At 55.2% G+C, this 18,902-nt stretch carries 19 protein-coding genes; 9 read left to right on the top strand and 10 right to left on the bottom strand.

From position 1 onward, the window contains the following. Positions 1-7 precede the first annotated feature (7 nt). The 4 genes from ACQKLP_RS21185 to ACQKLP_RS21170 all read left to right on the top strand — a co-directional run bounded on the left by ACQKLP_RS21185 (position 8) and on the right by ACQKLP_RS21170 (position 3,976). Positions 8-307: a hypothetical protein gene (locus tag ACQKLP_RS21185; RefSeq protein WP_427324957.1), complete on the top strand. Its 300-nt coding sequence runs from the start codon at positions 8-10 to the stop codon at positions 305-307. 18 nt (positions 308-325) lie between these two features. Beyond that, positions 326-907 (top strand): hypothetical protein, encoded by a 582-nt coding sequence (locus tag ACQKLP_RS21180; protein WP_427324956.1) that lies wholly within the window; start codon positions 326-328, stop codon positions 905-907. An 11-nt stretch (positions 908-918) separates the two neighbouring features. Beyond that, positions 919-2,673, top strand: a complete 1,755-nt coding sequence (locus tag ACQKLP_RS21175) for an O-antigen ligase family protein (protein ID WP_427324955.1) — start codon at positions 919-921, stop codon at positions 2,671-2,673. 106 nt (positions 2,674-2,779) lie between these two features. Beyond that, the gene (locus ACQKLP_RS21170) at positions 2,780-3,976 is read left to right on the top strand and encodes a cytochrome-c peroxidase (RefSeq protein WP_427324953.1); all 1,197 of its coding nucleotides are present in this window, start codon (positions 2,780-2,782) and stop codon (positions 3,974-3,976) included. Between the two features lie 11 nt (positions 3,977-3,987). Here ACQKLP_RS21170 and ACQKLP_RS21165 read toward each other — a convergent pair whose 3' ends face one another. The 5 genes from ACQKLP_RS21165 to ACQKLP_RS21145 form a co-directional block, all read right to left on the bottom strand. After that, the gene (locus ACQKLP_RS21165; RefSeq protein WP_427324952.1) at positions 3,988-4,998 is read right to left on the bottom strand and encodes a redoxin domain-containing protein; all 1,011 of its coding nucleotides are present in this window, start codon (positions 4,996-4,998) and stop codon (positions 3,988-3,990) included. Between the two features lie 158 nt (positions 4,999-5,156). Beyond that, positions 5,157-6,251: an acyltransferase family protein gene (locus tag ACQKLP_RS21160; protein ID WP_427324951.1), complete on the bottom strand. Its 1,095-nt coding sequence runs from the start codon at positions 6,249-6,251 to the stop codon at positions 5,157-5,159. Positions 6,252-6,352: 101 nt separating this feature from the next. Further along, entirely contained in the window at positions 6,353-6,886 is a 534-nt protein-coding gene (locus ACQKLP_RS21155) for a GNAT family N-acetyltransferase (protein ID WP_427324950.1), read from the bottom strand. Positions 6,887-6,920: 34 nt separating this feature from the next. Further along, positions 6,921-7,331 carry a DUF3592 domain-containing protein gene (locus ACQKLP_RS21150; RefSeq protein WP_427324949.1) on the bottom strand — a complete coding sequence of 137 codons (411 nt, stop codon included), beginning with the start codon at positions 7,329-7,331 and terminating at the stop codon, positions 6,921-6,923. Further along, positions 7,328-7,765, bottom strand: coding sequence for a DUF3592 domain-containing protein (locus ACQKLP_RS21145; protein ID WP_427324948.1), 438 nt, complete (start codon positions 7,763-7,765; stop codon positions 7,328-7,330). Before ACQKLP_RS21145 ends, ACQKLP_RS21150 begins: the two co-directional genes overlap by 4 nt. Before the next feature lie 194 nt (positions 7,766-7,959). Between ACQKLP_RS21145 and ACQKLP_RS21140 the strand changes: the two genes are divergently transcribed. Beyond that, positions 7,960-8,358: a VOC family protein gene (locus tag ACQKLP_RS21140; RefSeq protein WP_427324947.1), complete on the top strand. Its 399-nt coding sequence runs from the start codon at positions 7,960-7,962 to the stop codon at positions 8,356-8,358. After that, positions 8,355-9,485 carry an epoxide hydrolase family protein gene (locus ACQKLP_RS21135; protein WP_427324946.1) on the top strand — a complete coding sequence of 377 codons (1,131 nt, stop codon included), beginning with the start codon at positions 8,355-8,357 and terminating at the stop codon, positions 9,483-9,485. Before ACQKLP_RS21140 ends, ACQKLP_RS21135 begins: the two co-directional genes overlap by 4 nt. A gap of 3 nt (positions 9,486-9,488) precedes the next feature. Here the strand turns inward: ACQKLP_RS21135 and ACQKLP_RS21130 are convergent, their stop codons facing one another. After that, positions 9,489-11,954: a TonB-dependent receptor domain-containing protein gene (locus tag ACQKLP_RS21130; protein ID WP_427324945.1), complete on the bottom strand. Its 2,466-nt coding sequence runs from the start codon at positions 11,952-11,954 to the stop codon at positions 9,489-9,491. A 178-nt stretch (positions 11,955-12,132) separates the two neighbouring features. Continuing rightward, entirely contained in the window at positions 12,133-12,582 is a 450-nt protein-coding gene (locus ACQKLP_RS21125) for an SRPBCC family protein (protein ID WP_427324944.1), read from the bottom strand. Positions 12,583-12,830: 248 nt separating this feature from the next. Here ACQKLP_RS21125 and ACQKLP_RS21120 point away from each other — a divergent pair, with 248 nt between their 5' ends. Beyond that, the gene (locus ACQKLP_RS21120; protein WP_427324943.1) at positions 12,831-13,664 is read left to right on the top strand and encodes a maleylpyruvate isomerase family mycothiol-dependent enzyme; all 834 of its coding nucleotides are present in this window, start codon (positions 12,831-12,833) and stop codon (positions 13,662-13,664) included. 5 nt (positions 13,665-13,669) lie between these two features. On the opposite strand, the gene ACQKLP_RS21115 is transcribed toward ACQKLP_RS21120, so the two are convergent. From ACQKLP_RS21115 to ACQKLP_RS21105, 3 genes are read right to left on the bottom strand one after another with little or no spacing between them, the layout of a single operon-like run. Continuing rightward, complete coding sequence (locus ACQKLP_RS21115; protein WP_427324942.1) at positions 13,670-14,590, bottom strand: gliding motility-associated C-terminal domain-containing protein; 921 nt, start codon at positions 14,588-14,590, stop codon at positions 13,670-13,672. A gap of 22 nt (positions 14,591-14,612) precedes the next feature. Next, positions 14,613-15,473: a hypothetical protein gene (locus tag ACQKLP_RS21110; RefSeq protein WP_427324941.1), complete on the bottom strand. Its 861-nt coding sequence runs from the start codon at positions 15,471-15,473 to the stop codon at positions 14,613-14,615. A 4-nt stretch (positions 15,474-15,477) separates the two neighbouring features. Next, complete coding sequence (locus ACQKLP_RS21105; RefSeq protein ID WP_427324940.1) at positions 15,478-16,824, bottom strand: immunoglobulin domain-containing protein; 1,347 nt, start codon at positions 16,822-16,824, stop codon at positions 15,478-15,480. Positions 16,825-17,189: 365 nt separating this feature from the next. Between ACQKLP_RS21105 and ACQKLP_RS21100 the strand changes: the two genes are divergently transcribed. Both ACQKLP_RS21100 and ACQKLP_RS21095 read left to right on the top strand, forming a co-directional pair. Next, complete coding sequence (locus ACQKLP_RS21100; RefSeq protein WP_427324939.1) at positions 17,190-17,777, top strand: RNA polymerase sigma factor; 588 nt, start codon at positions 17,190-17,192, stop codon at positions 17,775-17,777. 89 nt (positions 17,778-17,866) lie between these two features. After that, a complete protein-coding gene (locus ACQKLP_RS21095) occupies positions 17,867-18,862 on the top strand; it encodes a FecR family protein (RefSeq protein WP_427324938.1) in 996 nt (331 codons plus the stop codon). Positions 18,863-18,902: the final 40 nt, after the last annotated feature.

The raw sequence follows: 18,902 nt of genomic DNA, 5'->3' as shown, positions 1-18,902 counted from the left end.
AACGCTTGTGAAGAAAGGACTACGGATATTCATGATCCATTTGGGGATTTTCGGGGTGTATTTCGCGGCAACGTCGTTGAAGTTCATCTTCGAAAAATCCCCAAACCCTACCGGGCATGGCCTGCTCATGGCAGGCTGCATGCTCGTCCATTTCGTTGCGGGAACGATGTGGATCGCGGCGCGCCGCAAAACCTTATCCCGACCGGCCATCATCGTCCATTTTTGTGCGCTGACCCTGCCCATGGTCTTGTTCATCGTGTTCAGCCCGGCTGTTTATGGTTGGCTATGGGAATGGAGAGGCAATTGATCACCTAATTTTCAAACTATGAAAACACCCAACAAATTCCTCATCGCCTGTATCCTGTTGATGACCGCCGGAAAGGCGGCGATGGCGCAGATCCGGTTCGAAGGGTATAGCCAGGATGACGCGAAAGCCCCCATCCACCAGTTGTACCGCTTCCTGAAAGACGCGCCTACAGATCTCCGGCTGCCCGAAGAAAACCTCCAGCCCTCCAAAGCGCCGCTGTACGACAAGGTGCTCGCATCTTATTTCGACAATGCCGCCATGGCCCGGAAACTCGGCGAAAGAGATGTAGACGTACGGATCCAGTACCAGGCGCTGTACGGCATCGATAAAAGCATCGACCAGGTGCCGGCAGATTCTGTGTTCGCCATGCCGGCCGGGTATTACTACGACCGTTACCCGAAAAACAAACCGGCCGATCAGGCCGACTGGGCCCAACGTTACGTGGTAGGTTATATCATCGACGGTAAACATTATCCGATGCTGGACGTTTGCCTCGCCGGCAACCAGCGCTTCGCCTATATCATGCCTTACATCTACTTCGACCGCGAGAAAGGCAAAGTTGTCGAGGAATTCGCCCTCCGCCACCGGAAGCCATCCTAATACTCCCGAAATTGAACCGGAAACTGATCGCAGCCCTGGAATTGGGATACGTTGCCAGTGTATTTATGCTCTGCATGTTTTATGCTTTGTATAAATACACTTTTTCTTTCAACTACCAGCAGATACCGGAGGGCGGGCATTACCTCGCGCTGCCGGTCATCGCCGGTTTAACGGCTTTATTCGCAGTTTATAAGGCGGTCAGGCATGCGAGACCGGAATACGTGACCGTGGATGGCCTTGTGATGTTAGTGCTCGTTGTTTCCGAGGTGCTGATTGTAACCGGTAGCGGATGGTATAACCTGCATAACGAAGTTTGGGTCAACACTTTTTGCGCGTTGTCGGTTTACCTGTTGCTCAGGCTCGGTGGACAATCCGCATTTCGCAAAGTCATCGTTCCCATCATCCTCCTGTTTTTCCTCATCGAGTTAAGTTTTGGATACACTTTGCTGTTCACCCACTTTGGCTCCGGGCGTTTGCCCCTGCTGATCACGGGGCACCTGGAAAATTCGGGGATGTACGCCATTTACCTGGTGCTGCATTTCCCGCTCGTCCACTATTGGGTATCCGCCAACATAAAAAACGGGCAGGCAAAATGGGGGATACAGGCGGTGGTCATTGCCGCAGCGGGAGTACTGGTATTGATCGTACAGTCGCGGGCGGCGATGATCGGTGCGGCATGTTATGGTATCCTGCTGATGATGGATGTCCCCTTTTGCCGGAAGCACAGGAAGAGGATCTTGTTGGCAGGTGTCGTGGTGCTGCTCTTACTCGCAGCAGGGCTCATTTTCCTGAAGCCGGGCTCCGCTTTCGGGCGGTTTATCATCTGGAAAATCTCTTTGGGGCACTGGCAGGAATATATCTGGACGGGAATCGGATATGGCCGGTTTCCCGTTGCTTATCCATCGTGGCAGATTAGTTATTTCGAATCGCTGCCCGTGCCGGCGATATCGGAAGTATTGTCGGCGGATGAGGTGTATGTCGCCTATAACGAGCCGTTGCAATGGCTGACGGAAACCGGGCTGCCGGGGCTCGCGGTACTGTTGTATGGTATTTGGCGCCTGATATCCCGTCAACACGAACAGCAGGCGCTGCTTCCCCGCCAATTGCAATCCACACTGCTGATCCTGCTGGTGATGAGCCTGTTCTCCTATCCCCTGCATGTGAACGCGATCCTTGTATTGGTATCGGCGATCATGGCCGGTCTCGCCCCGCTTACATTCCGGAGATGCAATTTGCCGGGCTTGCGATGGGGGAAATTCGGCCTGGCCGCCTTGCTGCCGGCGGTAACGATCGTTTCCACAAACACCTACCGGGTTGTGAAACATTGGAATGGTTTGCAGGAAGATGTCATGATTACTGAAAAAGAACGTGTTGCCGCCTACGACCGGCTTTACCCGGCGTTGACATACAACCCGCATTTCCTGCTCGACTATGGCATCCTGCTACTCTCCCAACAGGATGAAAGGGCGGTGGAAATATTGGAGGAAAGTAAAAGCAGACTGATCACTGTCGCCGTGCTGAACGCCCTGACGCAGGCATATGAAAGCCGAGGGAACATGCAAGCAGCCATCTCCAACGCTGCCGCATTGGCCTATTTCGTGCCTTATAAGTTTACTTACCGGAAAAACCTGATGGACTTGTATCTCAAAGCCGGTTTCCCCGAAAAAGCCCGCGAAACGGCCAGGTGGATCGTTGCCATGCCAGTCAAAAAAGACGATGAAACGGTGGTGAATATCAAAAGGATCGCGGGCTCCCTGCTGGAGTGACCTGATCAGCTATATCCCGGCTACCTGCCAGTTTTCCACTCCCGAAAATAAAAGATATTTTCCTCGTTATTTATTATCTTGACCGCTACAAACTGATAAGCAACCTATGCGCCCAGGCCCCCGTTATGCCATTATGCTGCTCGCCGGCGTTGTAACCGTCAACGCCTGCCATTCGCCCGACAAACCCGCCGGCCAAACCGCCGTGGCCGAAAAACGAGCGCTCCCCGGCCTGGGGACCATCGATGCGCTGCCGCTCTCCTACCGCTCGCCCGCCGACAACCCGTCCACCACCGAAAAAGTGGAGCTGGGCAGGCTCCTGTTCTACGATCCCGTACTTTCAGGCGGCAAAGACGTGGCCTGTGCCACCTGCCATCATCCAGATTTCGGGTATGCGGAAAGCATCGACCTGTCGATCGGCGTCAACGGGAACGGGCTGGGAGAAAAACGGCGCTTCAGGGATGGCAACCACATCCCTTTCACGAAACGCAATTCCCAATCGCTCCTCAATACGGCCTTCAACGGCATCGGGCCCGACGGGAAATATACGCCGGAAGAAGCCCCCATGTTCTGGGACCTCCGCGCAAAAGGCCTCGAAGAACAGGCCGCCATGCCGGTAAAGACTTTTGAAGAAATGCGCGGGCATGATTTCAGTGAAGATCAGATTGCGGAAGAAGTGATACAGCGCATCAACGGGATCCCTCGATACCGGCGGCTTTTCAAAACGGCGTTCCCCGAAAGCAAAGACATCACGCTCACCGACATCACCAAAGCCCTCGGCGCATTCCAGCGATCGCTGACGGCCGTGAATTCACGGTTCGACCAGTACATGCGCGGCGACCGCACAGCGCTTTCCCAACGCGAAGTGGAAGGTATGCAGCTCTTTATCCAATCCGGCTGCGCCCGCTGTCATAGCGGGCCCATGCTTTCAGACTTCAAGCCCCATGTACTGGGCGCTCCCGACAACGAAAAACTGCCGGCACCCGATTCCGGGTTTCAACGCAGCTATGGTTTCCGTACGCCCACGCTCCGCAACCTCCGGTTCACCCGGCCTTACCTGCATAGCGGAAAGCTGCAGACCCTCAACGAAGTGCTGTTTTTCTACGAAGACCTCCACGGCAAACCGTTGCGTAACCCGCAGGTAGACCGCTCACAGCTCGATCCATTGGCCGCGGCGGTGCGGTTGGAGTTCAAAGACATTAATACTATCGTGGAATTCCTCAATACGCTGAACGATCCCAACTACGACAAAAAGGTGCCCGCGTCCGTGCCAAGCGGGCTGCCGGTGGGCGGGAACATCCAATAAAGAAGCGCGCTCTACAATGCGTTCAGGTACCGCATCATCAAATCATGATGCTGCTCCGAATATCCGCTGATGATTTCCAGGATAAGGCCGTCTTTCCCGATCAGGAACGCACGCGGCAAGCCCTGGATGTTGTACGCAATCGCTACAGGACCGTACATCCCCGAAAGTGCTGATACATTTATCCAGCTGATCCCGTCGGTTTTTGATGCGTTGTCCCAATCTTCCCGCTTCGTATCGAGGTTGTAAGAGAATATCTCGAAGCCCTTTGCTTTGTAGGCTTGATACAGGCTTTGCAATTGCTTGTTGCTCTGGCGGCAGGGGCCGCACCATCCGGCCCAGAAGTCCAGCAGCACCAGTTTGCCTTTCAAATCACTTAAGCGCACGCTTTTCCCATCCAGCGTTTTCCCGGTAATTTCGGGGGCTTTCATGCCTGTTTTGAGGGTATGGGTAGATGCGAAATTCTTCAGCACCTCACCATTGCCGCTCTTGCCGATGCTTTCGGGAAATCTTTTCAGCGCAAGCCGGATACTGTCTTTGGACATGGCATTCCGCAGGAAGTAAAGCTCCTGCATCAGAGGATAAGAAGGTTCCAGCGAAAAGACCTGCCGGATGCGGATCTGCTTGATGGAGTCCGACAAAGCTGCAACACGGGCGATCAACACCGTCCTTCTCTCCTCCTGCTTTTCCTTTTCCACGCCGGCGAACAAGGCCTCTTCCCGGGCATACAAAGGGCTCAGCACATCGTCGATCACCTTTGCCTGCGCATTTACTTTTGAATGAAAAACGGCCCCTTTCGCCAAATCCGAAATATCTCCGGAGAATCTGATATGGCCGCTTTCTATCCAGATAGACCGGTATTGCCATGCTTTTGTGCGGATCCTGAAGACCGTGGGTTCGCCGATCTCCCCTTTAAAATGCACCACCCCGTTTTGTATACGGGCCGAATCCAGGAATGGCGCCTTGCCCAGGCTCGCGAGGTAAAAAACAGTTCCTTCTTCGAACCCGGTCAGATTTCCGGTCAACTCAAACTTTTGCAATTTGGATTGCGCCGAAACGCAACACGGAACAAACAGGAGGAGCAGGAAGTATTTGAGCATCAGGAGGTATTTCGGAATAAGTTACTCAAAAAACTACAATAATGCATGCAGTAAAATGGCCTTAATAAGTTTACGGCCGATGATTACAGACGCGCGAGGCGTGCCTTGCGCCGGTCGTTCAAATATTTCCTCACAGGGATATCGTAGTACCGCATCACGAAATAAGCAAACGCGACCAGCAACAGCACACTACCAACGATGATCATCGCCAGCTGCGCCCCTTCGGGCTTGTGTTCCGTGTAATAATTCCCGAACATCCACAATGCGGCGTAGTGCGTCATGTACAGCGGGTACGAGATCTTCCCGGAAAAATCGCACAGCTTTTGCAGGCCCGGTTGCAACTTCGCGCCAGCGCCCAGCGCCACCAGCAACGGGAAGTAAAACAGCACCACCAGTGCTTCGGACAGCCAGTTCCACGAAGAGAAAGGCATGAGAAATGCCAGCGACAGCAGGATGGACAAGCCCGCGAATCCCAGCCTGTTTTTGATGATCCAGTTGGAGCGGTAAATGAGGAGTCCCGCCAAAAAGGAATACGATATCCGCGCGCAACCGTCCCAGAACGTGGGGCCGCTCCAGCCGCCCAGCAAATTGCCGGCACGGAAGCTGACCCAGCAAATCCCCGCCGCGGCGATTACTGTCAAAATGATGATGTACACGCGCTTGAGCCGGCATAATACGAATGCGTACACGATATTGGCAACATATTCCCAAAACAGCGACCAGGAAGGCGCGTTGAAACTGAAAAGGTTAAAACCGCGGTCGGCGATCACCGGCAGCGGGACCATGAGCATCGAACAGATAAATACCATAGCGATCAAACCGGTATCGTAGGTTTCGGGATGACCGCCGAACGGATCGAACAGAAACGCCAGCAAACCCAGTACAGACCCTAATATCACGAGCGGATGCAAGCGGATGATCCTTGATTTGAAGAATTCGGATATGCCCATTTTGGCGATGCGGCCGTCGTACGCATACCCGATCACGAAGCCGGACAAACAGAAGAAGAAATCCACTGCCAGGAACCCGTGCCCGATAAAGTTCTGCGCCGGATCTGTGAATACCCATTCCATGAAATGGAAAATCACAACGGCCAGGGAGGCGATGCCGCGAAGACCGTCGAGAATCACGAAATGCGGCCTGGTTTGCAGTATGGTGGTGGTTTTGCTGGTATCCATTTCCGTTCGTACGCCGCCTGGTTTGGCTTACATGCATGGGCGGGGGCTGCCAAATTATCTAAAAATTGCTACCATCGCAAGTTGGGCGGGAGGAAATAGCTTCAAAGGCGGATGATCATGTGAATGTCTTTCGGTTCCCTGCTGAAAAGGGCCTCGTCCGGCTTCCCGGCAAGTGCGCTCCCGTTACGGCGGTAAAACGAAACCGCAGAGCGGGTTTCGGTGGACGAAACATACAAATACGCAGCGCCCCGCTTCCGCGCTTCGCCGGCCAGCCGTTCGAGTATCTGCGTACCGATCCCCTGCCGCCGGTATCCCCGCGAAACATACATCAGCTCCACAGCCAACTGGTTGCCGGCCTCCCCGATCCACGTGTGCCCCAGCACGCCGAACCCCACCAGCACACCGTTGCTGAAGGCGCCGGCAGCGAACCCGCCTGCATCGAGCGTAGCCATGTACCGCTCCTGCAGTTCACGGAGCGCATCCGCGTCCCAGGAGGCGCAGTCGATATAGGTTTCCCTGGCCGTCAATTCACCGTTTTGCATCTCGTACAGCAAGTCTATGACCTCCGATCGGTCGATCTGCGCCAGCAGCGGAGCTTGCGCGGCAGTCATGATTTCGTGGGAAATGGGAGCCATGGTCCGGTGTTTTATCCAAAGGTAAGGAGGTATATCATCCCCCAAAATATCCGCGCAGCAAAAAATACCCCCCGCCAACAACCAGCAGGTCCACCGCCACGGCCATCAATCCCAACGGCCAGCCGAACACCCGCCAGTACCGCAGGAACGTCACGGATTCCGGATGGGCAGGATCGAAAATAAACATCGCTTTCTCCCCTACTTCCCAATTGGCGGGCGAAGATGAAGTGCCATGCCGGTAAGTGATCGTTCCCTGCGCCCGCGTGGGTATCTCGAAAACCGGGTAATACAGGTTGCCGTCCGCATCCTCGAGCTCAGCAACGCGGACAACCGTTCCCTCCGCCCGCTCGCCGGACCTCACAAAACGGAGGCTTTGCTTCAAAGCCGCCACGGCTGCGATCAACAGCAAAATTCCCACGATCACGAATATGGAATAAACGATCATCTTTCCCGGTTTGATTGCATTTGAAAATTATCCGATCGCCGGGCCCGGAACAACGGCCGCAGCCAGAAATACCCTATCCCGAAAATGAGCAACGGCAAAGCGATCACCAGGTACAGCAGCGCCCAGTTGAACAACCAGAAATATTGCAGCATTTTCGCGGATTGCGGATCGGCAGGGTCGTACAGGAAAATGGCCTCCTCCCCGATCGCCCAGGCCGAAGGATTGCTGGCCGCCGCATGGTGATAGCGGACCGGCGCGTCCCCGCCCGTTTTCAAGGTGAACACCGGCGAAAATGCGCCATCAATTTCTTCCAGGGAAGTGACGGTACCGGTAGTCCGCTGGCCACGGCCGATGAAATCGAGGGACCGCTTTAATTGGTAAAACGACACGAGCAGTAGTATAATGCCGGTTAACAGGTAAATTTTGTACAGCATAATCAGCAGGTTCGTGCATCGCCCAGACAGTTACCCGCCTTGCGACACCGGTGGTTTTTCATTTCAGGACCGTTATCAAATATAATGCTGTTGCGCGAAACCTCCGGAAAAACGTTATTTTTAATATGGAATAAACGGCTGTATGCCGCCATCAGCCTTCAACGGGACCATTTCAACATCCAAATGCCATTGCTATGAAAACACAGTTATCCACGTTTCTCACTTTCCAGGATAATAACGCCGAAGCGGCCATGAACTTCTACATCAGCCTGTTTGCCGACTCGAAGGTTATCGACATCCATCGGTACGGGAAGGAAGGGCCGGGGAAAGAAGGGTCTGTCATGACCGCTTCGTTCGAGCTTAACGGGAAAGCCTTCCGTTGCAGCGACAGCTTCGTCAAGCACAACTGGAACTTTACGCCCGCAATTTCCATTTGGGTCGATTGTAAAGATGAAAACGAACTGACGACCCTTTTCACGAAGCTCTCCGAAAACGGGTCGGTTTACATGCCCTTGAACAATTACGGGTTCAGCCGTCAGTTTGGCTGGGTCGGCGACCGGTTCGGGGTTACCTGGCAATTAAATCTTGCATGATGGCACAACCTTATCCAATCAATATTCCGCCTGCCGTGCTGGAAGACCTGAAATCCCGGCTGGCGAAAACGATTTGGCCGGGAGAACTGGCGGATGCGGGCTGGCAATACGGTGCGAGCGAAGCTTTCCTCCGGTATCTCTGTCAATATTGGCAGCATGAATTCGATTGGGAAAAACAGGAGGCATATTTACGTACTTTTTCCCATTTCAAAACCACGATAGCAGATTCCGGCATTCACTTCATCCATCAGAAAGGAGCCGGGAAAAACAGCTTACCGGTTTTGCTGATCCACGGTTTTCCCGATTCGTTCGTACGGTTCCTGAAAATCATCCCGCTGCTGACCAGCGCCGATGCCGACGGGTTTTCGTTCGACGTGGTGGTGCCTTCCATTCCCGGGTTCGGATTTTCCGACAAGCCCGTCGAACCCGGCATGCACCCGGAGCGGATCGCCGGATTGTTCGCGAAACTGATGGCGGAAGAGCTGGGATATACGAGCTTCCTCGTCCATGGCGGCGATTGGGGCAGTACTATCACAGAACAGATCGCGCTGAAGCATCCGCAGCTGTTGAAGGGGATCCACCTCACCGATGTGCCCTTCCGTCATTTGCTGAATATGCCACAGGAGCAGCTGAGCCCGGCCGAAACCGATTACCTTTCCCGCGGGAAGCAATGGCAGCAGCAGGAAGGCGCGTATGCGGCCATTCAGAGCACCAAGCCGCAATCCCTCGCATACGGGATGACCGATTCTCCGGCGGGCCTGGCGGCGTGGATCATCGAGAAATTCCAGTCCTGGAGCGACTGTAACGGCAACCTGGAAAACAGTTTTACGAAAGACGAGCTGTTGACCAATCTTACCATTTACTGGGCTACGCAAACGATCCCTTCTGCGCTCGGGATATACTACCAGGCCATGCATGCGCCGCCATCTCCCTTCCGGAAAATCGACATCCCCACAGCGATGGCCATTTTCCCGAAAGACCTCGTGCCCGCGCCACGCGAATACGCGGAAAAGGTCTTCGCCATCGAACAATGGACGCAAATGCCTGCAGGCGGGCACTTCACCGCCATGGAGCAGCCGGAACTGCTGGCGGATGACCTTCGGAAATTTGCAAAAACGCTACGATAAATTTTAGAATTCTTTATCCCCGATCTCGCTGGCCGGCAGTTTGGATTTGCCGCTCAACCGGTTGAGGTTATACCCGAGATGGATGAGGAACACGTCTGTTTCGTAAATATAACTCGTGGTGGTATAAAAATCCCGGCCGCTTGTGGTGATCCGCTGGCGCTGGGTTTTCCGCATGCCAAGATCGATGTTCTGCCACTGCAGCGTTGCGGAGAAACGGCCGTCGAAGAACGACTTTTTAAGTGAGGCGTTGGGCACCAGGAACCGCGAATCCTCGCCTTGCGCCGTGGGCCTGACAGACAGGTAGTTGATATTGGCCTGCATGCTCCATCCGTCGCCCAGTTTGAAATTGGAATTCGTATTGATGGAATATACCCAGTCTTTATTGTTGACGGAGGAAGTAATGCCCAGGATCGTGAGATCGCCTTTGATCTTGTAGTTATACACGTTTCCGCCGATGTACAGGCTCCACCATTTTACCGGCTCCAGGTTCGCACCCGCTTCCAGCCCGAAAACAGTAGCCGCTTCGGCATTGGTAAATACCCGGTTCAGAATGGTATCGGCGTATACGCTGTTGACCCGTTGGATGGGATTCTTAATGTGCTGGTAATACAACGTCCCGAATAACGAGCCTTTCTTGAAATTGTGCACCGCTCCCAGCTCCACAAGGTCGATAAACGAAGGCAACAGGTCGGGATCTCCCTGTTCAAGGGTTTCGGAATGCTCCCGTTCCGGGATGGGGTTCAGTTCATAGTTGTTCGTACGCTGGATCCGTTTACTGTAACCGGCCTTGACCTTCCAATCCTTGTTGATGGCGTATAACAGGCTGGCAGAAGGGAAAAGGTTGGAGAGGTCGAGCCGGTGCGGCGCCGGGTCGTAAGACAGCCACACCGTTCTGTCGGCATATTCATATCGCAGTCCGCCCTGGTATTCCAGTTTTTCCCGCTTTCCCGAATATTGCGCGTATACTGAATGGATCCGGTTGGCGGCGGAAGCGGAGCCGCGGAAGCGATCGGCATCCGGTTGGGATGTGGCGGGCGTTACGAAGTAACCGAACGTTCCTTCCTGCGTGTCGTGCCGGAACTGGTATCCGCTTTCGAGTTTACCTTTTCCGATAGGGATCGCATGATCGAGTTTGAGCCGGTACCCTTTGATAGGGTTTTCATATGGATTGTACACTTCCTGCAAAACTTCGCCGGTTTCCGGGTATGCCAGGTTTTTGTTGCGTGTATTGCCGTAGAGCCGGGCATTTTCGAATAAAGCGGAAGCCGAAAGGGTGGATTTGTTCCGGAACGTATGCGTATAATCTAAATTTCCCAGGAAAAAATTCCCGTACCGGGTCTGAAGGTTCGAATTGAAATACGTGGTTTCCCGCACCAGTTCCCCATTGCCGATCTGGGACGCGGAATTATGGTACAGGATATCCGCCAAACGGGCCTGGTACCGTTTCCCGACGAAAACGCCAGCCGAAACGGTATTGGCCGAATCCGGCGAAAATGTGGCGGATGCGCGGCCTGCATAGTTGTATTTGTCGAAGCTCCGTTCTCCGTTCGACGGGAAATGGGTAAGCGTTCCGGTTGTAAAATTTTTTGTATAGACATCCCCTTCCCGGTAACCCGCATTATCGTTCCTGGTGTAGTTACCGCCTGCAGATACGTCCCATTTCCCTTTTTTGAAATTTACGGTGAGGTCGCCGCCGAAACGCTTCGGTTTTTCCTTATTGCCATGATCGCCCGTACTGGGCAACCCGCCCATAAGGTTCGCAGCCATGGAAAGCCCGTCGGTAGCGCCCTTTTTCGTCGTGATATTGATGATGCCGCCCTTCCCGTCCGGGTCATACTTTGCCGATGGCGCGGTGACCAGCTCGATGTGCTCAATGGCATTGGCAGGAAGCTGGCTCAGCACGGTACGGGCGTCTGTCACCACCGGTTTCCCGTTGATAAGCACCAAAAAATTCGAGGAACCGCGTACACTGATGCCGCCTTCGCCATCCATCGAAACGGAAGGGAGGTTCTTCATGACGTCCATGGCGTTGCCGCCTTTCGCCGCTTCGAACTGTCCTGCACGGTACACCTGCTTGTCGATCCGGTTGATGGCGTTCTGCTGCGTGCCTGTTACGTTCACCTGGTTCAACATGGCGCTTCCGGGGTCCATCAACAGAACGCCCAGGTCTACCCGCTGGCCTGCCGATACGCTGACGTTGCCCACGAAACGGGTTGTGTATCCCATGAACAATATCCGGAGATAGTAATTGCCCGGAGCGAGTTTTTCCAGCACGAAAATCCCTTTCGCATCCGTGAGGCTGCCGGCCACCAGGGAGGAGTCGCTGTTCCTGAACAAAGAAACGCTGGCATATTCCAGCGGCCGGTTGCCGGATTTGTCGTTGACGGTCCCGGTAATGGAAGCTTTTTGCGCCCAAACGGCTTGCGTGGCCAACAGTAAAATGGAAAGGAAAATAAATCTGCAGTTCATCCCGATGTGTATAAATCGCCGACAAGGTAATGATCTCCCTCCAAATTACAGATAGGCCGCAACCGGCAATGGCGGAAAGTTCCGCCGCCGGTGCTTCCCGCCACGGGAAAACTTCAGCAATAAAAAAAGCGGAAAAACATCGCTGTCATTCCGCTTATCCGCCGACCGTCTTTCCGGATCAAGCGTCCGGGATCTCGGGCTCTACGAGGCGGGTCAGTTTATCGAGCGACTCCTGCCAGCCGAGGTAGCAGAATTCCACGGGGATGGCTGCGGGAATGCCTTCCTGTTTGATATTGATTTCCGTACCGGCCACGGTTTTCTTCAGCACCACAGTAGTGACCATTTCGCCGGGCAGGTTGGGATCATCGAACTGATCGGTGTATTTCAGCAATTCGTTCGGCTTGATTTCCAGGTACTTGCCGCCGAAGGAATGGCTGTTCCCCGTTGAGAAATTGTGGAAAGACATCCGGAAGGTGCCGCCTGTTTCGGCTTTCATTTCGTGCACGGTGCAAAGGAAACCATACGGGGGCAGCCAGGAAGCGATGGCCCGTTCGTCGGTGAATGCGCGGAAAACTTTCTCCGGCGTGGTTTTCAGCATGCGGTGTAATGTTACGGTATTGCCTGACATACATTCGTTTTTTGGTCCCTACTCTTTTGGCTTTTCGGTGCCGCCCGTTTTTTACAGTGGTGGCTGCTCCACTTACCATACAAAATTGGTGGTAAAAACCGACTTCCGCAGTGGCAGGATGCGACAAAACCGGGGTAAATTGCGACTGCGGCGAAATGCTCCCCAATTGCCGTAATTCCCGGAAATTCGTTAGTTTCCCGTTGCCCTCCCGGGCATTTCATCCGGAAACACAGCTCAATCATCCAACAATGTCTATCCAACAACCCGTCTACGTAGCACACCTGTTGCCCGTGCTCGATACCAAACTTTCTGAATTACTGCGGTCGCTCACGCCAGACGAATGGCAGGCGCAAACGGTGGCGAAATTGTGGAAGGTGAAAGACGTGGCGGCGCACCTGTTAGACAGTAACATCCGTATCTTATCCATTTTGCGGGACGGGTATTTCGGAGAACAGGCCAACATTCCATCCCGGCAAGACCTCCTCGATTTCCTGAACGGGCTGAACGCGGATTGGGTGAAGGCGATGAAGCGCGTAAGCCCGTCCATGCTGATATTTCTACTGGAAACGACCGGAAAACCCTTCTGCGACTATCTCCAGCAACTGCCGCCCTCCGGGCCGTCGCTCCTGAGCGTGGAATGGGCGGGCGAAACCGAAAGTAAGAACTGGATGGAAATTGCGCGGGAATACACCGAAAAATGGCTCCACCAGCAGCAGATCCGCGATGCGGTGCACAAGCCCGGCCTCATGACCCGGGAACTTTTCCATCCGTTCATCGATATTTTCATGCTGGCGCTGCCCCATACTTTCCGCAACACACCGGCCGAAACCGGTACCGTCGTACAACTGACGATTTCTTCCGACATCGGCGGCAGCTGGCACCTGCTCCGCATTGCAGATAAATGGGTGCTATCCGATCCCCCTTCCGGAACGCCTGCAACTACCATCACCATCGATCCCGATACGGCCTGGAAGCTGTTCTCGAAAAGCCTCCGCCCCGGCGATGTGCACGGCAAAGTCGGGATCACCGGTGATCCGGCGCTGGGTGAAACCGCCCTGTCTATGGTCTCCGTCATGGCCTGACAACCTTATCGCAGCACCGTAACATTCCCTTTGAACAGGTGCCATTCTCCCGCAGCATCGCGCACCCGCAGAACGTACACGTACGTGCCCACTTCCTGCCCCTGCGCATCCCACCGCTGCTGGTAATTCTTTTGCGTGAACACGACGTTCCCCCAGCGGTTGAACACCGTCAACTCATTGTCTGGGTACCGTTCCAGGCCGATGATACGGAAACGGTCGTTATGCCCGTCGCCATTGGCTGTAAAAGCGGTGGGGATGAACAGCGGCATCACCTGGAGCAGGTGCGTGGCGCGGTTGTTGGCGGGCACGCTGTCTGGCTGCGATGCCGTTACCGTAGCCGTATTCTCGATCGGGCCGGTTTTGCCGGCTTTCGCCAGGATGGTGAGCGTCGCGCTTTCGCGTGCGGGCAGGATGGGGATTTCCCAGATTACCTGGTGCCGGCCGGATTGGTAGGACGCGGTCCCTTTGGCGGGCGGCTGCAGCCTGTCGAACGACAGCGCCGCGGGCAGGGCGTCTGTAACAATGATACCCGTGGCGGTGGCGGGACCGTTGTTGGTGACGGTGAGCAGGTATGCAACGTTTTGTCCGCCCAGCAACTGGCGTGCATCGGCCGATTTGCTGATGGACATGTCCGTCCCCTGCTGCCGCGGCCCGGTGGGCCCGGTGAGGACCACGGGGTCAGAGGGGTCGGAGGCGCAGGCATCCGGGCCATTGAAAGCCACGACGGTGTAGGTGCCTGGCTCAACGGTCGTATGCGCGACACCGTTAGCTCCCGCAATGGGGAGCCCATTCCGGTACCATTGGTATCGCGTGGCACCGGAAGCGGCAGCGATGAGCCTGGCGGGCCTGTCCGGGTCTACGGGCCTTGTCGGCGGACCGGATTGTGCCATGGCTACGGCTGCGCTCCCGGTGAGGAAAGCGGTCAATATGCGGGATTTCCGCCGCATGTTACTCGATGCTGATCGTCGGTTTGCCGGCTTTCTTGTATTCTTTCACGACAACGGTGTTGGTGCTGGTGCCGCTGTACAATGCAGGCGCAGTATAGGTGCAGGCGGTTTTGGCAGCATAATTCACGTCGAGCGCAACGGAATAGGTTTCCGCGTGGCCCGGGTTGGCCGCGGCGGTGAGCGTATAGCTGTCTGCGTTCCCGACGGTGGTTTTAACGCTGGAAGCGTCCACTTTAGACCAGCTGTACTGCAGCTCGAAATCGTCTATGGTCAGCGCCGGCAGTTGGGTACCGGTGATGGTGCGCGGCGTGGCGTCGAATGCTACGACGCTGGTAAAAACGAAGGCATTGGGGCCAGTGGGGGCGCCATTCTCGGAGCAATAGCTTACGCCTTCCGCATCCGTTTTATTGACGCGGGGCGTCACTTTCAGCGGCGGCAAAACATACACCGTGAAATAGGTAGGGTCGGCCTCGCAACCCGTGGCCGCGCCGATGGTGGCCGATACCCGGTAGATATGCCACCCGGGAGACGCATTGGTAACGTTGGCCTTGTTCGGCGCACTGCCTGCGGTCATGGGCTGGAAGGTGGTACCGTCGGTATTCATTTCTTCCCAGGTGTAATTCGTGTACGGCAGGTTGTTTTCCGGATCGGTGGTCGTAGACGCCAGTGTGAACGTGGACGACCCGGTGCAGAACAGGGTGCTTCCATTATCGGTGGACGTCCCCTGCAGATAATTGCCGCCGTTTTTGAATAGCCCGGCCGGCGTCGAGATCTTGGTTTGCGCTGCGGCGTTGTTCGCCATGAGGAAGCATCCTGCGAAAATCAGGCATGTCCATGTAAAGTTGCGGAGTTGTGTGCTCATATGATCAGGGATTGTTTTGAATAGTTAATGCAGGCGATGCGGCTTTCGGCATTACGTTCACCGTTGCCGATGCCTGCGTTTCGGAATTCGTGCAGCCGGTACGCTGCGCTTCCACGTAGAAAGTGTAATTACCGGGCGTAGTGATTACCGGCGTGACGCTGTTGCCCGTACCGATAAAGGTGGTGCCGTTGTACCAGCGGTACGTGGCGCAGGATTCCGGCGAATTCACCGACAAGGAAATGCCTGACACCTGCGTGATGCAAACGGGATTGGGCCCGGCGGAACCGTTGAGCGTAAAGGCGACAGAAGGTTGCGGGGCAACGCGGGTAACGTCGAGCAGTTTGAGGGTGAGCAGCACGCCGGCAACGGCGCTGAGCTTGATCTCCACCCGGTCGAACGATCCGGCGATGGCGGCGGTGAGGATGTTGACGGGGCTCCCCGGCGCCAGGAGCCGCAGCTGCAGCCCGGTGGCCGCGCTGGTGATGGGCGACCCTACGGGCGTGCTGCCCAGGTAAGGCTGGATGCTGAAATTCCCCAGCAGCAACAGGTCGAGCAGGGAGCCGCCCTGCCTTTCGATCATGATGCGGACGGAGTCTCCCGGCACCGAAGCCGCATTGAAAACGACGGTCTCGTAAACGCTGCCGGCGGCGTTCACGCCCATATTGAGCACCGCGGCGCTGGTAAGGTCCGCATCCACGGCGTTCCATTCATTCGTCACGGAACCGACGCCTACGATATTGAGCGCCGGGATCACGCCGCTTAATACATCCACAACGCCGTTGCAGGCGATTGAATTATTGGTGTTTTTATAGTAATAGGCTTCGTAGACTTTCATGCTGTAGGCCACGCCGATGCCGTTCACGGTGATCACGACCCCATCGAAATTCTGGCTGGGAACGAAAGACAGTTCCATCGTGGCGGTACCGTTGACGAGGCCGAGGAGTTGCGGGTCGTCTAGTTTTTCCGTGGCGATATTGACTTTGGTGCCACCTGGCCCGTTGTAATATCCCTGGATGGTGAAACTGGGCAACAGGGCGAGAAAGCCGCTGAATGTGGACACTTTCAGGTAAACGCGCGTGCCTCCGTTTACCTTCTGCTGGAAACCCAGCCATTGTTTGGCAGGGGTCAGCAATCCCGCCGTAAGGGTGGACGAGGTGGTGACGTCCCCGCCAACAGCGTCGGTTTCATTGGTTACGTTGCCCGACTTTTCGGATGAACTGGCATATTGCCGGACCTGCCGGGTGCATTGCGCACGGGCCATCGCCGGCCAGGCGAGCCAGATGAGCAGCAATATTTTGCCCAGGAAATGTGAAGCGCGGAGAAAATATGATTTCGAAGGATACGGCCTCATAGGCGGGATACGGCTGCGCGGGGATTATAGCGCCCGCTGTCATACGAAATAACCGATTATACCGCTGCGGGGATGTCGTGAATGGAGAATGAACAAAGATGGATGAAGGATATGCAAAATGAACAAAATGAACAAGATAAGTTTTTAGCCATTAACAAATCATTCCATTCAAATTATGCGTGATTGATTTTTTCAATTAATTAATATTTATCATGTTCATTCCTGGCGTAAGAAAACCTCCGTTCCGGCGGCCATAACTATGATCCGGGGCCATCGTGCCGATGTTATCGGATACACTTTCTCACCTGCGGAATATGGCGAAAAGTGTTGCCTCCCCCTTTTCCGGACACGAAATTCCCTATCTTGTGGGGAAACAAACAGACCAGCAGACCAAAGTCTTATCCTTGCATATGTTCGATGAGCGCCACATCTGGGCCAGGTTTTGCGAAGGGGAAAAAGCAGCCTTCCGGGAATTGTACGACCATTTTTACACGCGGATGTTCGTGTGGGGATGTAAATGGTTGAAAGGGGAAGAGGCCTTTGTCAGGGATACGTTGCATGATTTCTTCATTTATCTCTGGGAACGGCGCACCCGTCTATCCCAACCCGCCAATCTCCCCGCCTACCTGCTCACGTCCTTCAAACGCCGTTTGACCGAAGGGTGGGAAAAGGAATTGCAGTCTTCCGGGCTCGACAACCTGGCCGATCAGTCCGGATCCGATATAACCGAAGCGGAAACGTTCTCCGCGCAGTTCGCCCTCGTGCAGGCGGCATTGGCCAACCTTTCGCCAGCGCAGCGCGAGGTGATCGAAATGCGGTACCTCGCCGGCATGAGCCCCGAACAGATCGCCGCCCGTAAAAACACCAGTCTCCGCACGGTGTACAACCTCATGCACCGGGGCATCACCCAGCTCCGCCGCCAGGTGGGCAGCCAGCATTTGTTCTTCCTCTGACCCCATCTTCCATCCACCGAAAAAAAAAATTTTCGAACCGCGTGGTAAATCCGTCCCGGTTTTGCCTCTGTCTTGTCAAAAGAGGCTCCATGGGGGAATTTACGGCTGCAAAACTGGCCACGCTACCATCTTTCATCAACTACTGCCACGGTACCGACCGCGCCGATGCCGCGTATTGGGAACGCTATCTCGGGGAACATCCCGAAAAAGCGCCCATGATCGCCGAAGCCCGCGAGCTGGTCAACATCGGCAGCTGGATGGTGCGTGGTGAAAAAGAAAAATCAGCCGCCCTCGACCGGCTCGATGCCTACCTGGGCACACCGGTTGTTGCACGCAGTCGCCGGCGTTACCTCCCCTATGCCGCAGCGGCCGCATCCGTGGCAGCCCTCATCGCCGCGGCGATTTTCCTCAACCGGCCCAAACACGCGCCCATCGCGCCCGTCATCGAAACCGCCGCGCAGAACGCCCGCAAGAACCTTGTATTGCCGGACAGCAGCGTTGTGCTGCTGGAACATGGCGCGTTGGTGGAACTGGAAAATGGCTACGGCAACCATCGCCGCCTCATACGGCTGGAAGGCACCGCCTATTTCAAAGTGGCCGAAGATCCCCGCAAGCCCTTCAGCGTATTGGCGGGAAAATACCTGATCACTGCACTGGGCACGTCGTTCCGCGTGAGCATCCGGCCAGACAGTTTGCAGGTCTTGCTGGAAGAGGGTAAAGTGAAAGTGGAATATGTTGCCGGTAAAAAACCGGAGCTCATCGCCGTGCTCGGTCCATCCGACCGGCTCGATCTCCGCCCGGGCGCCACCGCAGCGCCGCAGCGCGGCACATTCCGGGCAGCCGAGCTCCACACCTGGAAAGCAGAAGAAATCGTATTCGACAATACGCCGCTCACCGAGGCCGTCCGCCAGCTGGAAGCGGTATATAATATCCGGATAGCGTTGCAGGATTTCGACCCGAACAAGGAGACCTTCTCGGGGAGGTTCCGCAATGACCGGCTGACCGAAGTGCTAGAAGTGCTTTGCTTTACATTAAACAAACGATATGAGATAAACGGGGATTCTACCGAGATCATTATTCATTAATCAACCAACATAGCAAGCGTTATGCAATGTATTCGCCGAC

Origin of the sequence: Chitinophaga sp. NPDC101104, from assembly GCF_050277495.1 — a bacterium.
In the GTDB taxonomy this organism is placed as follows: Bacteria; Bacteroidota; Bacteroidia; order Chitinophagales; family Chitinophagaceae; genus Chitinophaga.
This window is presented reverse-complemented; position numbering and strand designations above follow the sequence as displayed.